Annotated in this window: 15 protein-coding genes and 1 pseudogene; 2 read left to right on the plus strand and 14 right to left on the minus strand. The window is 42.4% G+C overall.

The window, feature by feature from the left end:
• Positions 1-64: 64 nt before the first annotated feature.
• The 11 genes and pseudogenes from modB to M1K46_RS15710 form a co-directional block, all read right to left on the minus strand.
• Positions 65-721, minus strand: coding sequence for a molybdate ABC transporter permease subunit (gene modB, locus M1K46_RS15660; RefSeq protein ID WP_256226706.1), 657 nt, complete (start codon positions 719-721; stop codon positions 65-67).
• A gap of 149 nt (positions 722-870) precedes the next feature.
• On the minus strand, positions 871-1,782 hold the full coding sequence (locus M1K46_RS15665; protein ID WP_062236763.1) for a cation diffusion facilitator family transporter: 912 nt from the start codon (positions 1,780-1,782) through the stop codon (positions 871-873).
• A gap of 123 nt (positions 1,783-1,905) precedes the next feature.
• The gene (locus M1K46_RS15670; RefSeq protein ID WP_062236766.1) at positions 1,906-2,712 is read right to left on the minus strand and encodes a DUF2971 domain-containing protein; all 807 of its coding nucleotides are present in this window, start codon (positions 2,710-2,712) and stop codon (positions 1,906-1,908) included.
• Between the two features lie 172 nt (positions 2,713-2,884).
• Entirely contained in the window at positions 2,885-4,279 is a 1,395-nt protein-coding gene (locus M1K46_RS15675; protein WP_053355599.1) for a nucleoside recognition domain-containing protein, read from the minus strand.
• Positions 4,264-4,971: a FeoB small GTPase domain-containing protein gene (locus tag M1K46_RS15680; protein ID WP_062236771.1), complete on the minus strand. Its 708-nt coding sequence runs from the start codon at positions 4,969-4,971 to the stop codon at positions 4,264-4,266. Before M1K46_RS15680 ends, M1K46_RS15675 begins: the two co-directional genes overlap by 16 nt.
• Positions 4,964-5,215, minus strand: a complete 252-nt coding sequence (locus M1K46_RS15685) for a FeoA family protein (RefSeq protein WP_053355601.1) — start codon at positions 5,213-5,215, stop codon at positions 4,964-4,966. The genes M1K46_RS15680 and M1K46_RS15685 overlap by 8 nt, the downstream gene beginning before the upstream one ends.
• A gap of 440 nt (positions 5,216-5,655) precedes the next feature.
• Positions 5,656-6,231 (minus strand): 5' nucleotidase, NT5C type, encoded by a 576-nt coding sequence (locus M1K46_RS15690; RefSeq protein WP_256226707.1) that lies wholly within the window; start codon positions 6,229-6,231, stop codon positions 5,656-5,658.
• A gap of 10 nt (positions 6,232-6,241) precedes the next feature.
• Positions 6,242-7,342: a bifunctional diaminohydroxyphosphoribosylaminopyrimidine deaminase/5-amino-6-(5-phosphoribosylamino)uracil reductase RibD gene (gene ribD / locus M1K46_RS15695; protein WP_256226708.1), complete on the minus strand. Its 1,101-nt coding sequence runs from the start codon at positions 7,340-7,342 to the stop codon at positions 6,242-6,244.
• Positions 7,335-8,093, minus strand: coding sequence for a GTP cyclohydrolase II (locus M1K46_RS15700; RefSeq protein WP_053355604.1), 759 nt, complete (start codon positions 8,091-8,093; stop codon positions 7,335-7,337). Before M1K46_RS15700 ends, ribD begins: the two co-directional genes overlap by 8 nt.
• Positions 8,094-8,296: 203 nt before the next feature.
• Positions 8,297-9,015: pseudogene (locus M1K46_RS15705) on the minus strand (sulfite exporter TauE/SafE family protein).
• Positions 9,016-9,118: 103 nt separating this feature from the next.
• On the minus strand, positions 9,119-10,537 hold the full coding sequence (locus M1K46_RS15710) for a SpoVR family protein (protein ID WP_256226709.1): 1,419 nt from the start codon (positions 10,535-10,537) through the stop codon (positions 9,119-9,121).
• A 145-nt stretch (positions 10,538-10,682) separates the two neighbouring features.
• Here M1K46_RS15710 and M1K46_RS15715 point away from each other — a divergent pair, with 145 nt between their 5' ends.
• Positions 10,683-11,390: a DUF421 domain-containing protein gene (locus tag M1K46_RS15715; protein WP_053355606.1), complete on the plus strand. Its 708-nt coding sequence runs from the start codon at positions 10,683-10,685 to the stop codon at positions 11,388-11,390.
• Between the two features lie 46 nt (positions 11,391-11,436).
• On the opposite strand, the gene M1K46_RS15720 is transcribed toward M1K46_RS15715, so the two are convergent.
• Positions 11,437-11,760, minus strand: coding sequence for a YnfA family protein (locus M1K46_RS15720; RefSeq protein ID WP_256226711.1), 324 nt, complete (start codon positions 11,758-11,760; stop codon positions 11,437-11,439).
• A gap of 176 nt (positions 11,761-11,936) precedes the next feature.
• On the opposite strand from M1K46_RS15720, the gene M1K46_RS15725 reads away from it, so the two are divergent.
• The gene (locus M1K46_RS15725) at positions 11,937-12,068 is read left to right on the plus strand and encodes a hypothetical protein (protein WP_256226712.1); all 132 of its coding nucleotides are present in this window, start codon (positions 11,937-11,939) and stop codon (positions 12,066-12,068) included.
• 39 nt (positions 12,069-12,107) lie between these two features.
• Here M1K46_RS15725 and M1K46_RS15730 read toward each other — a convergent pair whose 3' ends face one another.
• Positions 12,108-13,178, minus strand: coding sequence for a hypothetical protein (locus tag M1K46_RS15730; RefSeq protein WP_256226713.1), 1,071 nt, complete (start codon positions 13,176-13,178; stop codon positions 12,108-12,110).
• A gap of 471 nt (positions 13,179-13,649) precedes the next feature.
• On the minus strand, positions 13,650-14,606 hold the full coding sequence (corA, locus tag M1K46_RS15735) for a magnesium/cobalt transporter CorA (protein ID WP_091007008.1): 957 nt from the start codon (positions 14,604-14,606) through the stop codon (positions 13,650-13,652).
• Between the last annotated feature and the right edge of the window lie 13 nt (positions 14,607-14,619).

The following is a 14,619-nucleotide window of genomic DNA, read 5'->3' on the forward strand; positions in this document are numbered from 1 at the left end:
AACACTCTCTAAGGTTTCATTTTTGCACAAAAAAGCAGGCAACGGCTGGGCCATTACCTGCTGCTTAACGTTTTATCCGATAGGCTGCTGTCAGCATTACAAAAGAAATACTGATGCTTGCGAGGACGAGAAGCCAAGCCTCCCTCATGTTCCCTGAATCAATGGCAAGATAGATAGCGCTCGGAATCGTTTGAGTCTCACCCGGGATATTTCCGGCAAACATTAAAGTTGCTCCGAACTCGCCAAGCGCCCTTGCAAAGCTTAAGATCGCTCCAGAAATAATGGATGTCATTGAAAGAGGAACAGAAATAAGAAGAAAAACCTTCCATCTCCCGCCTCCATCTACCCTGGCTGCATCCTCGATCTCATGATTGACACCTTCAAAACCTGTTTTTGCCGATTGATACATAAGAGGAAAAGCCACCACACTTGAAGCAAGAACAGCCGCCCACCATGTAAAAATGATCGGCTGATGAAACACCGCTTCGATCAGCTGTCCGGCCGGACTCCTCTTCCCAAACACAACAATAAGTAAAAATCCAATAACCGTTGGAGGAAGTACGAGCGGCAGCATCAGCATCGTTTCAATGATCACTTTTCCTTTAAAACGCCTGCCTGCCATAGTCTTACCCAGTATAACCCCGATGATTATCACGATGAGCCAGGCTGTTGCCGCAATACTGATGGACAAAGAGATCGGCGGCCAAATATCTGCTAACATAGTTCCTCCTCAGGATGAAAATTTTGTATGTAACATGATACGTCGATATTTATTATAGCGAATGAGGAAGTGATTTTACAAAAACTTGCCGCATCTCTAAAAAAGCCGAGCTCACAACCATGAGGTTAACTGAGCTCAGCTCTTTCGGATTAGTTACAGTGATCCCCCTTTTTACAAGGATGGCCGCCTGCATCAATCTGTATCGTCGTGTGTTCAATATGGTATTCATCATGCAGCAGGCTGTTTGCTTGTATTAACAACGCTTGTTGATCAATCCCGGTATCCGTAACCAGGTGGCAGCTGAAGGCCGGAAAATCTGAAGTGATTGACCAGACATGCAGATCATTCACCTCTTTTACTTCCTGAATGGATAATAGTGTTTGTTTAACCTTATCTATATTGATGTTGGCTGGAGTCCCTTCCATTAAGATGTGGATGGATTCTTTCGTTACCCGCCAGCCACTTATCAATACAAGGACAGCTACTATAACACTTGCTGCCGGATCCGCCCATCCCCAACCGAAGAACATAATAAGGAGGGCTGCGATAATCGCACCTACAGATCCAAGCAGATCTCCAAGCACATGCAGAAAAGCACTTCTTACATTTATGTTTTCGTCTTTATCGCCTCTCATCAGAATAAATGCAGCTATGATATTCACAATAAAACCGATGACTGACACAATCAGCATGCCAGAGCTGACAATACTGACAGGCTGTAAAATACGATGATACGCTTCCCAAAAGATATAGATAGCAATCGCAATCAGAGCAATTCCATTAATAAAAGCTGCTAAAATCTCAAAACGTTTGTAACCAAATGTTTTAGAATGAGAAGAGGCCCTCTTACCATACGTCATGGCTAAAAAGCTTAATCCAAGTGCCGCTGAATCGCTCAGCATATGCCCTGCATCTGATAACAGCGCCAGGCTGTTGGTCATTATTCCACCGATGACTTCAACCACCATAAACAGAGTAATGATAATGAAAGCCCACTTTAATGCATCCTTATTTCCGCTGCCGTGATGATGGTGGTGCTGGTGATCATGAGAATGTCCCATAGCAATAATTCCTTTCATATATGAATATATGCTCATATATATATTATGGCAATGCATCCTGTTATGTGCAACCTTTTTAGGATGGATATAGAAAAGCAGCCTTAGACGGCTGCTTCTGAAATTTCAATAAAATGGTCCTTCATATAACGACGATTTAATCACAGGTTTAAACGGAAGCCTGTATTTTTCCAGAACGGACTGTACTACCTCCCTCAGCCATTCAGGGCTTGTTGGCGATACATACACTTCATCAATTAATGTGTTCAAATTACTCTGTACATATGCCCCGTCTTTATGGTCAAAAATGCGGTTATTCGGATTATCAAATGCGAGCAGTCGGATCTCGTTCTCATGACTGAAGGAACGGCGTTTGTAAAAGAGTGTTTCATAGGGATTCAGGCTTGCCATTTCAGAATTAAAGTTGATGTACTGAACCTGTCCGATATACGTATGAAACCTCTTATCCGATATGCTGCTGTATAATTTCTCCACAGTAGAGCAGATGGCGATGCCTTCATCGGACTTCAAGTACAGATTCCACATGGCCGCAGATTCCTCTTCGTTCAAGTGCCAGCAGTTCACTCCGACATAATCATGCATCTGCTTGATGTATTCGTGAAGCTGTCTTCGCTTCTCTTCTTTCGATAGTCTTTCATCCACAGGTATGGTCAAATAAGATAGAGGATCATTCAAAATATTATTAACATCCAGCGCCGAATAACTGCCTTCATGATTATCCACGAACAGCGAAGGCTTTGGAAAGAACAAGGATTTTTGATATAGCATACTGACAAACTTAGCAAAGTCCATATACTTCCATACCTTTGATTTTTCTGATAGCCGTCTGTTGTTTTTTATGTTGTATGTGTTGTTTTGATCAAACTGAGATTCGAATTTGACCAATGCCTTCTCAGCCCAGTATTCACTCATAAAACAATCCTTTCTACGATATCCCTGTTCATCGTTTATATTTTAATTCACCGTTTTCCATATCATCCAATCACGCTATATAGAAAAAAGCTTCTGATTATACAGAAGCTTTTCATGGTTTATACTTATGCCTATCTTTAGCCTTTTATGAGGGGTTCAAAGACCTCTATTGCTATCCTATCCATCTAGCCGTTTGAGCAATTGCAAACGTAACGAGAATAGCGATCGCTGTAGGAATAATAAATGACAGGAAGGTCCATTTGGCACTCTTTGTTTCTTTATAAATGTTAACCAGTGTCGTACCGCACGGGAAATGAAGCAGGGAAAACAGCATCATATTCAACGCTGTCAGCCACGTCCACCCATGGCTAACAAAAATCTGTTTTAAATCACCGAGATTATCAACTTCTGTCATGGCTCCTGTAGAGAGATAGCCCATAATCAAAATCGGCAAGACAATCTCATTTGCAGGTAGCCCTACAAGAAACGCCATTAGGATGTAGCCATCAAGTCCGAGCATTTGCCCGAACGGATCTAAAAAATTGACAACATGCATTAAAATACTCTGATCCCCAGCATTCACGTTGGCCAGGACCCACGTCAAAATTCCAGCCGGTGCCGCCACTTTCACCGCTCTCATCAATACGGATAAAGAGCGCTGAAGTGAAGAACGGATCACTGTTTCCCAGAACTTAGGCCTACGGTAAGGCGGAAGCTCCAATGTATAGTGAGTTGGAACCCCTTTTAGAGCGGTTTTGGAAAGAACCCAGGAAACCAGAAAGGTCACTAGAATTCCAAAAAGAACGATTCCAACAATGACCGCTGTCGTCACAAGCGACTTTGCGCCGCCTGTATAGCCGGCCGCCATAAACAGCGAGGCCAGGACAATCAGCGTTCCCCATCTTCCATTACACGGAACAAAGTTGTTGGTTAAGATCGCGAGCATCCGCTCTCTTGGCGACTCGATAATCCTTGAAGACAGCATGGCGGCCGCATTACAGCCGAATCCCATCGCCATCGTTAAGGACTGCTTTCCGTGCGCCCCGACTTTTTTAAACACTCGGTCCATGTTAAATGCTACTCTTGGGAGATATCCGTAGTTCTCCAAGAGTGCAAACGTCGGGAAGAAGATCGCCATCGGAGGAAGCATCACGCTGATCACCCAGGTCGTTCCCCGGTACAGTCCTAAAACCAGCAGTCCGTGCAGCCAGTCTGGAGCATTCATGAACTGAAAAAGTGAGGTGATGTAATTCTCCAGCCATCCAAAAAAACTGGCAATCATGTCAGATGGAATATTGGCTCCGGCAATCGTCAGATAGAACACGATACCCAGCATAACGATCATGATGGGAAAACCCCAGATCGGCGACGTGAAGATAGCATCAAGCTTCTCCGTATGCTTATCACGTTTTGTCTTTCCATAGGAAACACTATCTTCACATAACTGCTTGCTCTCCTGATACAGATTTTGTACGATCTTGTCGCGAAGGTTAGGTGACGACATCTCTTTTGCTCTTTGGTACAACTGGTTTAAATCACCTGAATGGCCAGCTAGCTCTGATTGCATACTGTTTCCTCCTTCGCTTTTAATCTTTCATTCAGCTCGTTCAGCAGGGATTCATCTCCGTCCAGCAAACGCAATGCTACCCATCGGGATGAAATACGGTCATCCACAACTTCTTTTACGAAGGGCTCCAAAGAAGCAATCCCGGCTTCAATTTCACCATCATATTTGACTTGTGCAGGTTCACACGTGATCTTTCCGGATACAATCCGATCAATCGTATCAAGCAATAAAGGAAATCCAGCCCTGTTTCTTGCGGATAGTTTAATAACAGGAACCCCGAGGCGCCTCGCCATTAAACGTTCATTGATCGTGATGCCTCTCTTATCTGCCTCATCGATCAGATTAATGCAGATGACCACATTCTTTGTCATCTCCAGGATTTGAAGAGCGAGGTTCAGGTTCCGTTCAAGAGAGGTAGCATCAACGACAACAAGTGTAATGTGAGGTTTTTCAAAAATGATATAATTTCTGGCCACTTCTTCATCAGCTGAATTTGAAAAAATGGAATAAGTGCCCGGCAGATCGATAAACCTGTACTGCTTATCTTTATGCCTGAAGGTACCTTCAGCAAGCGAAACCGTCTTGCCTGCCCAATTGCCGGTATGCTGCTTCAGTCCTGTTAAAGCGTTAAATAAGGTGCTTTTACCAGTGTTCGGATTGCCGGCTAAGGCTACACGAAATGTATCAGTCATGCTGTATCAGCTCCCCCTGTATTCTTGTGCTTTCTTCTTTCCTTAAAGCAATCGTCGTCTGGCTCACCCGAAAAGCAATGGGATCTCCCAAGGGGCTTTTTCTTATAACCTCCACAACGGCACCCGGCACAAAACCAAGATCCAGCAGCCTTCTTCTCATCACACCTTCGATCTCCATGGAGGTGATTCGAATGAAGTCGCCTTTTTTGCCATCAAACAAATTTCCACATTTAGTCCCATCCATTTATTTTTCCTCCACTCTTATTTGTTTCCCAAGCGCAACATTTGCTTATATCATATGTATATACACTGTCTTTGTCAATGTTTCTAAAAAAATAAAAAAAGGGTGTCCCAAAAGACGTATAAAACGACGACTTTTTTAGGACAGCCAAGTAAAAATTCGCAAATAAGTTATTCTTTTTCCTTTTTGGGCCTGAATGTGTGGGTTTCAGGGAGTTTAATGCGCTTCGGAGTGTGTTTGGTTGGAGTTTATAGGGCACTGCATACCAAACTCTCCTTCAATCCCGTTACTGGCCAGAACATGGAATTTACTGGCCGAACTTACTGATTTACTGGCCAAACTCTAAAAATACTGTCCAAAACTCAACTTTTACTAGCCAATGCTTGATTACGGTAAACTAGCCACACTGCAACATGCCCTTAAATCAAAAAAGAACAGCAGATTTATCTGCTGTTCTTCTCCATTAGAATCTCTTTCAATTCTCCCCAGTCTGTGACGCGTTCGGCTTTGTAATGCCTGTTATACGACTGGTCCTTCACAAAGATCTTCAGTGTATCGCTGGACAGTGTCTCCAGGACTCTTGGTTTATCATCGAAATAATAATCCAAACCTAACTCTTCGATGATTTTTACCTTTTCATGGTCCTTCATCCCGCAGAAAAACTTTTCTTCCTCTACTGGAAAGCCTTGCTGAATCATCCATTCCATTGTACGCTCGCCATGTTCTCCGGGACGGGCAGTAATGTAATAGATTTCATGGCCCTGCTGATGAAGCTCCTGCAGCGTTTCTACTGCCTTTGGATATGGAGGACAGGATGTAAAATATATTTCTTCGAGCGAGCTGTTCCACATCTCTTTGCCCTCCCGATCACTGAGACCGAACGGATGATGAATCTCCACCGTTTTCAATTCCTCAAAAACATCCAGTGCAATCTTTTGATTTAATTTCTTATTGTAAATGGAAAACGCGTAGCCTCTTAAATTAATCAATGTATCATCTATATCAAAACCGAATTTCATGTGACTCTCCTTACTTCCCCTGATACACCGGGTAACCGGTGAATTTAAAATCTTTGCCTGTTTTTTCGACGCTCAAATCCCGCAGTTCAACCGCATCACTCATCTTTTCGATGCCCGTTCCTTCAAGAAAAGTAGGAGCAAGGCTTCCGCCCACCAGTTTGGGTGCCATATAAACCACCATTTTATCAACGAGCTGATGTTGAAGGAAAGACGCAATAACGGCTCCTCCCCCTTCGATCATAAGTGATGAAATGAGCTTTTCTCCGAGCAGGTCAACGACTTCTACAGGGTTCACCTGATCGCCGGGGCTTTTTGTTACAAAAACAGAGACCCCAGCATTTTCAAGCTCTTTTCTTTTCTCTGCACTGGCGCGCTCGGTCGTAAAGATCCACGATTCTGCTTTGCCGTCCTGAACAACCTTTGATTCAAGCGGGATTCTTAACGTTGAATCGAGGATTACCCTGATCGGATTGCGGCCGTTTGGAATCCTTGTTGATAACTCAGGATCATCCTTGATCACCGTATTGACACCGACAAGAATGGCCATGTTTTCGTTACGGATGTGATGAACGTCTGTCCGTGCTTCTTCCGACGTAATCCACTTGCTGTCTGAAGTGTAGGTGGATATTTTGCCATCAAGTGTAACCGCTGATTTAGTCGTTACGAACGGCCTCTTCTGGACGATAAATTTGTTGAATACTTCATTCATGGTTTGCGATTCACGCTCAAGAACACCAGTTATGACCTCTATACCCGCTTCTTTTAAAATGGCGACGCCTCTGCCTGAAACGAGCGGATTGGGGTCGAGACTTGCGATCACTACCGTTTTAAGACCGGCTTTCACAATGGCTTTGGCACATGGCCCTGTCCTTCCGTGATGAGAGCAAGGTTCAAGGGTAACATAAATCGTTCCTCCTATTGTCTTCTCACCCGCCATACGGATCGCATGAATTTCAGCGTGTGGTTCACCCGGCTTTAAGTGTGACCCAATTCCAACGATTCGGTTATCATTAACAATGACCGCTCCGACCATGGGATTGGGATCCGTTTGGCCCTTCATCGCTCGTGCGTTATCAAGTGCCAGTCTCATATAAAATTCATGATTAGCCATTTGGGCAGCCTTCTTCCTCTTTTAAGTGTCCGGAGCGGGCTATCTTTGTATTCAGGTAAGTCTCATTAAACTCTGAAACATCTCCCCATAATGGTGTTCGACCTGACAGATGCATGCCTGAGTTTTTTAAGGCCTCCAGCTTTTTAGGGTTATTTGTAATTAACGTGACGGGTTTTTTACGCAGCGCTTTTAATACATGTATAGCGTCCTCATAGTTCCTTGAATCATCGACGAATCCTAAGTTCAGGTTGGCTTCTACTGTATCGTAGCCGTTTTCCTGAAGAACGTAAGCCATCGCTTTTGAGAATAAACCGATGCCCCTTCCTTCGTGATTGGCAAGGTAAAAGAGAGCGCCAGTTCCATGTTCCTTAATCATCTGCATGGATTGCTTTAATTGAAATCCGCAGTCGCAGCGTTTGCTTCCGAAAATATCTCCTGTATGGCAGATGGAATGCATGCGAATTAAGGCATCTTCATTGTATTCAAAGTCTCCGTACACCAATACGCTTGACTGCTGGTATTCGGCCAGGTTGTCAGAAGACAATTTTTCAATAATTTTTTCGTAATCATCCGTAATTTCATCTCTTTGAAGCCAGCAATACCATTGAAAAACGACTGTTTCCCCGTAGAGGTTCACAGGCAGTCGAATCGGTCCGACCAAATAGATGCCGCCCCCTTCAGGTGTTTTGATCAGCTGAATTTTATCTTCAAGTATGGAAAGAACTTTAGATTCAAGTTTCGATTGTTCCATTATGTTTAATCCCCTTTTATATGAAACAGATGTTTGCTTTAAATTTTATCATTCTGTTCTCTTATTTTGCAAAGCTGACTGACTGACTATCCCAATTAAAGGAATGTTCCTATGTATTATATACTACCAACAAATAAAAAGTAAGTAGGTATTAAAAAGTATTAAACAAAAAAACCGCCCTTTTAATAAAAGACGGTTTTCTATCATGTCATTAAAATAGCGATCCATATTTTTAATGCTGTTGCGATGATCAGCACTGCAAGAATATACTGCAAGACTTTTGAATTCATTTTCTTTCCTGCCTTAACTCCAAACGGAGCAGCAATTAAACTAACAATCAGCATGATGACAGCCGGATGGTACAGAATCTGCCCGGTCGCCATTTTTCCGATGACTGATCCGATGGATGATAGAAATGTAATTCCCAGGCTTGTTGCAATTGTCATCCGGATCGGAATCTTTAAAACCACCAGCATAATGGGGACAAGGATAAATGCTCCTCCTGCACCTACAATACCTGCAAATACCCCGGTAACAAAAGCTAATATTCCTGCAAGTTTTTTGTTGAAAAGTACTTCTGCTCCTGAGGCCTTCTCTTTTTCTTTTTTCGGGAGCATCATCATGATGGCTGCTGTAACGGCCATCAATCCATAAATGATATTAATGCCGTTCTCAGGCAAAAGGTGAGAACCATATCCCCAATAAAACTGCCTGCAAGGGAACTCGTTCCCATGATCATTAACAGCTTTCCATTAATATATCCACCCTTTCGATAGGCTAGAATCCCAGCAAGTGTTGAAAAGAACACTTGTACAGCGACAATGCCTGAAACATGATGTGCCGTAAATCCGGCAAATCCCAACAAGGAAGGAATGTACAATAGGATGGGATAATTTATAATCGCTCCGCCTATGCCCAGCATACCTGAAATAAAAGAGCCGATGAATCTCTATTTTTTAATTACATAACTTAAAAAACTTATACCATCCAAAAATGGACTGCCATCTCCCTGGCAGCCCATTTTTTTATAGATATTTCCGATGCACACTCTTCCCGTCATAAGTAAACAAAACAGGCTTCTCTTCAATTTTCGTCTCGATATGCACGGGTCTGCCCCACAGCTGGTTCACATAAGGCAGTACTTTCTCCAAATATTTCACATCCAGCTCGATTCCTTCGAACCAGTGCTTCAAGTACAGCTCGCCATTTTTCAGGTAATCCCCATCGTTTACCGTAATATAAGGAAAGCCGCCGTTGACGCGCATGCCGACTAGCTGGTCGCGCACGCCTTCCCAATCTTTATCCACGACCTTGTAGTCCCTCCCCTGCTTTTGGAAAAGGTACATGTCTTCACGCTGACAAAGATCCTTCGTCAAGTAGTTGCGGATGAAGGACATATCGGATTCCAGTTCACGGACTTCAAACATCTTCTCACGGCCAGATCCTGGTTTTGCTCCCTGCTTGAGCAATTCTTCATCCGGATCATTATACCGTTCTTCGATGTCCTTAAAAATCTGCAGCCCCATATAGTAAGGGTTGATGGAGGTTCTTGACGGCTGAACAACCCCCGCGTTCAATTTGGCAAACTCAATGGTCTCATGAGTGGTCAGATCCATCTCCTGGAGGATTTTAGCGTGCCAGTAGCTGGCCCAGCCCTCGTTCATGATTTTCGTCTCCAGCTGCGGCCAGAAATAAAGCATTTCTTCTCTCATCATGGAAAGAATATCACGCTGCCAGTCTTCAAGCTCTCTGCTGTATTCTTCAATAAACAGCAGGATATCTTTTTCTGGCTGAGGAGGAAAAAGCTTCTTTTTTACATTGGATGTCTTTTCATGACTGGTTTTCGGTTTATCAATGTTCCAGAGATCATCGTAAGGCGTTTCTCTTTTTACAATTTCCTCTTCTTCTACATCTTCAAGGTTATAATTCAGCCGATTTCGCATAATGGACGGATCAATGTGTTCTTGTATGGCGAGTACAGCATCCAGGAATTCCTCGACCTCCCGTTTTCCATGAACCATTTCATAGTGAGAGACTCTTTCTGCTGTGGCCGTCATGCTTTCTACCATATCCCTTCTCGTGTTGGAGAAGCGGACATTGTTTTTAAAGAAATCACAATGAGCAAGAACATGGGCGATAATCAGCTTGTTCTGGATCAAAGAGTTCGTATCCAGTAAGAACGCATAGCATGGGTCAGAGTTGATCACGAGCTCATAGATTTTGCTTAATCCCAAATCATATTGCAGCTTCATTTTGTGGAATTGTTTCCCGAAACTCCAATGAGAGAACCTTGTCGGCATACCATACGCGCCGAATGTATAAATAATATCCGCAGGGCAGATTTCATAGCGCATTGGATAGAAATCAAGGCCAAAACCAGAAGCAATTTCAGTAATTTCCGAAATTGCCATTCCAAGTTCTTTATTTTGCTGATCCCAGGTCAAGATTGTTCCCTCCTCTATCATCTCTTTCTTCAATTTATGATGGAAAAATTGATTTCATGAGGAAAGGACAAAAACTTATGTGGCCAAGTATGAATATTTGTCTTTTCTGTCCATAATATTTGTACGCTTAAAAGAGGAGACACTTATGGAATTTTTTTATCGAGCATTCATGATATTTCTGTTTGGCTATTTGTTTTTAAGATTTACGGGAAAAAAGGCTGTATCTCAAATGCACAGTTTTGACATGCTTTTTATCTTGATTATTGGCAATGTGATCAGTCAGCCGCTTCAAAAGGACAGTGTTTGGAAAGCTCTTTTGTATACGTTTATGATTGTGGTGTTTTATAAAATTTTCATGTGGATTTCTATGAATAATAAATTACGGTGGATTCTTTATGAGAGCCCGACTGTCCTAATCCGCAACGGGGACATTGACCGGAAAGGCCTGAGAAAAGTACGTCTCCCGGTTGATGAACTTCTTGCACAATTAAGAGTACTGGGCTACACGGATACCCGGAATATTGCACTGGCCGCGATGGAAGACAACGGCCAGATCAGCGTCATCCCAAAAGCCAATTACAGGCCTGTACAGCCCGGGGATTTAAAAGTAAAAGTGAAAAAGGAATTTATCCCTATTCCTGTCATCATGGATGGCCAGATCATCGACCATAATCTAAAATACCTTAAACTGGAGAGAGACTGGCTGTTAAAGAGAGTAAAGCAAAAAGGAGCGGAAATACAAGATATTATTTTAGCGACCATTACAGATTCAGGAACGCTTCATATCGATACAAACAATCCGCACAACGAGGATAAAGGTCCCTATTCCTACAAACCCGGAGAGGATAATTAAAAAAAAAGCAGCCTAACTTTAGGCTGCTTTTTTTATGTAAACGAAATTAACTTCTTGGTGCCCAAAGAAAAATCGAGACTCCAGCGATGCAAACCAGTGCTCCGATCCAATCGTAGATGTCTGGCACTTTCCTATCCACAAGCCATCCCCAGAGAACAGATAAAACGATAAACACACCGCCATAGGCAGCATACACTCTTCCAAAACTCGGGAAATTCTGAAGCGTAGGAATAATGCCATATAGTACAAGAATTAGACTCCCGGCAATCGCATATCCAATCGGCCTGTTCTCTTTGATTGTAAGCCAGACCAGGTATCCGCCTCCGATTTCAGCCAGTCCCGCGAGTATAAACAAAATTGCAGCCTTCATGCTTGTCTCCTTCCATATCACTCGTTTCTCAATTATCCATGAATCAACCGTTCAGCACCAGCATGACATAAAGTCTGCCCTCATTTCGAATATAGTAATGGATTTTAATAGAATGAATGTTTAAAAAGCAAATTAGCGTGGGATATTACATTATGACTAAAGGAGGTTTCACTCAAATGTCCTTTTTATGCAGTGTACTTGGAGTTTTGGGAATCGCCTTATGCAATGAGATTAAGCATTCCTATATAAAAAAAGCAAAAGCGAAACCGGCAAAACGCCGGCTTCAGACAAAAAAAACAATCGTATAAAACAAGCAGCCCACCCTGTCATTCAGGGTGGGCTTTCACCTATCTACTTTCATGTTGATTCTCTACTAGTCCTCTCAGGACTTCAAAGAAAATCTGGCCGTCATCCACACTCAGATGGACAGTATCCACTTGTTTTGTAAACCCGAATGCCATTCTAACGGTCTCAGGCTTGATCAGCTTAATCTCAAAAGCCGGCTTTTCCTTGGAGAACTCCTGCAATACAGCATCAAATGTCCGCTTTTCCTCAACTTTGGTTAATGGTTCAGGTCCAGTGTACCGCTCTATACTTCGAATGTTAGAAACAGCTATTGTTAATGATTTTGCAAGGCCAGGCTGTAAGACCAATTCCTTTTCGTTAAGAACAAAAGGACAGGACCTGATCGCCTGGATATCTCCAAGAAAAAACAGGATCGTATACACATTGAGAAGCAAAAAGGCCCAGGCTGCCAGTCCACTCCATTGCATAAGCAAATAATGAAAACCAATGGACTCAATCAACAAAGCATGAATAAGCATAAAACGAAAAGCGATTGCGGCTGTTTTTTTATGATAAGTAAAGATTTGGCCGCGTAATCGCCTTTCTTTCTTCTTCCATGAGAAAAAAGCATAATAAAGGACCGTCATCTCAGTGAGGATACACTCCATCGCCCTCGTCATGGTCATACGTAGAGATAAAGTCTGCCTCATTCTGTTATTAAAATAAGCTGAGATTGGTTCTCCCCCACGTACCGCTGATATAGCTTTCATCAGTGTGATTGCCGTATAAAAAAGGATGTAGAGCTCATAAATGATTAAAATACCTTCAATACTGAATAACAAAAAAGGGAAGCCATTCGTTTGAGGAAGTTTTTGGGCTGGAACAATCATTTTTGCCAGCCAGCAGGCGGCGATCACAACAAGGGGGACATATTTTAGAGAGTATCGTTTACGGATAATGAACACGTAAGAAAGCAAAGGAATCACGATCAGAAAATCAAAGAGAGTGGCAAGCCCGATGTTTTTTGGCAAAGGAGCCATAAACTCAAGCCGATATAAAGAAAAATGGCAGAGGATAATGAGGATGCTTAACGAGAAAAACAAAAAAAGGTTTTTGTTTTTAGAGAGAATCATTTATATCACCTCTTCTATTTCCATTATATAACATAAAAAGAAGAGGAGCTGGATTGTCACGATATTGCCATCATTTATTTGTATGCTTTTGTGCAGTGCGAAGCCCATTTTTAGAGCCTATCGCATAACCCAGCGTACCAAATATGAGAATGGCAGTACACACAAAAGGCACAGCCCACTGAAAACCTCGAAGATACAGGTTCAGTTGAAAGATGTGCTTTCCGTACTGAGACCCGATCGTAAAGTAAACGACTACCCAAAGAAAACCCGCAGGATAGGTACCACAAACGGCATAAGCAGCCTTAACCCCGGCACGAAAAAACTGAAGATGAGAATTTTATCTCCCCACCGATGGAGCATAGACGAACCCTTTTGAATACCTTTTTTTAACCTGCCGTTCCGGGACAATACACGAAGAACAGCCGTTCCTCCGTATTTTCCCAATGCATAACTTAGTGTCAATCGATTGATCTATTCCTGATCAAACCATCCCTTTTTTCTAAACCAAAAATACATGCTTAAGCCTAAAGCAGTCATGCATCCAAGGATGATAAAGTACCCATTATGCCAGTTAAGCTCGGGCATATACCGAAAGTTCATGCCGTAAATTCCCGCAATAAACGTCAACGGCATGAAAATGGTTGTGATGACCGTCAGTGTTTTCATAATGTTATTCATTTTATAGGAATTAAGTGATATATAATTATCACGGATATCCGAGGTCATTTCCCGATTGGAATCAATCATCTCGCTTAATTTTATGAGGTGGTCATAAATATCATGAAAGTAGGCCTTTTTATGCTCAGAGATCATAAACCGTTTAGATTCCAAGATGCGGTACATGAGATCGCGCATAGGAAAAATAGATCTCCGCACTTTCAGCAAATCACCTCGTACATCAAATGTCTGCTGAATTAAAGAGTGTTTGTTCCCTCTCTCATAGTTGTTCTCAATATCAAGCAGATGATCCTCGATATTTTGAACGATTGGAAAGTACGTATCAACGATCTTATCCATAATTTTATGTCCAACTTCAATCGGGCCGATGGCAGAATAATCACGAACCGACTGAAAATAGTTCCAGGTGGAATCCAGCTCTTTCAATTCATCGAAATGAAAAGAAACGATAAAATTTTCTCCAATAAAAAGGTCCACTTCTTTTGCTGAAAGAGAATGGGAATCCAAAGCATGCATAACAAAAAAACTATAGCCTTGATAATACTCCAGTTTAGGGCGCTGAAGGAACTGGAGACAGTCCTCGATCGCCAGGGGATGGAAGTGAAAAAGAGTACTGAGAAGCTTGATTTCCTCTTCACTAGGATGAGTGAAATCTACCCAGTACCATGCAATTTGATCATCTGATAATGATTCAACGGACGGTTGCAGCAAAACTTCGTGATCTTTTGTGACAGACATTATTCTAAGCATTTCGGTTTTTCCC

Origin of the sequence: Fictibacillus sp. WQ 8-8 (assembly GCF_024494405.1) — a bacterium.
Taxonomy (GTDB): domain Bacteria; phylum Bacillota; class Bacilli; order Bacillales; family Fictibacillaceae; genus Fictibacillus_C; species Fictibacillus_C marinisediminis.

What these genes read in the sequence shown, in the direction of transcription:
- M1K46_RS15690 (WP_256226707.1), bottom strand. Translation starts at nt 6,231, where the DNA reads ATGAAATTCGGTTTTGATATAGATGATACATTGATTAATTTAAGAGGC.
- M1K46_RS15675 (WP_053355599.1), bottom strand. Translation starts at nt 4,279, where the DNA reads ATGCAATCAGAGCTAGCTGGCCATTCAGGTGATTTAAACCAGTTGTAC.
- corA (WP_091007008.1), bottom strand. Translation starts at nt 14,606, where the DNA reads ATGCTTAGAATAATGTCTGTCACAAAAGATCACGAAGTTTTGCTGCAA.
- M1K46_RS15720 (WP_256226711.1), bottom strand. Translation starts at nt 11,760, where the DNA reads ATGAAGGCTGCAATTTTGTTTATACTCGCGGGACTGGCTGAAATCGGA.
- M1K46_RS15700 (WP_053355604.1), bottom strand. Translation starts at nt 8,093, where the DNA reads ATGGAACAATCGAAACTTGAATCTAAAGTTCTTTCCATACTTGAAGAT.
- M1K46_RS15680 (WP_062236771.1), bottom strand. Translation starts at nt 4,971, where the DNA reads ATGACTGATACATTTCGTGTAGCCTTAGCCGGCAATCCGAACACTGGT.
- M1K46_RS15685 (WP_053355601.1), bottom strand. Translation starts at nt 5,215, where the DNA reads ATGGATGGGACTAAATGTGGAAATTTGTTTGATGGCAAAAAAGGCGAC.
- M1K46_RS15670 (WP_062236766.1), bottom strand. Translation starts at nt 2,712, where the DNA reads ATGAGTGAATACTGGGCTGAGAAGGCATTGGTCAAATTCGAATCTCAG.
- M1K46_RS15730 (WP_256226713.1), bottom strand. Translation starts at nt 13,178, where the DNA reads ATGATTCTCTCTAAAAACAAAAACCTTTTTTTGTTTTTCTCGTTAAGC.
- M1K46_RS15725 (WP_256226712.1), top strand. Translation starts at nt 11,937, where the DNA reads ATGTCCTTTTTATGCAGTGTACTTGGAGTTTTGGGAATCGCCTTATGC.
- M1K46_RS15715 (WP_053355606.1), top strand. Translation starts at nt 10,683, where the DNA reads ATGGAATTTTTTTATCGAGCATTCATGATATTTCTGTTTGGCTATTTG.
- ribD (WP_256226708.1), bottom strand. Translation starts at nt 7,342, where the DNA reads ATGGCTAATCATGAATTTTATATGAGACTGGCACTTGATAACGCACGA.
- M1K46_RS15665 (WP_062236763.1), bottom strand. Translation starts at nt 1,782, where the DNA reads ATGGGACATTCTCATGATCACCAGCACCACCATCATCACGGCAGCGGA.
- modB (WP_256226706.1), bottom strand. Translation starts at nt 721, where the DNA reads ATGTTAGCAGATATTTGGCCGCCGATCTCTTTGTCCATCAGTATTGCG.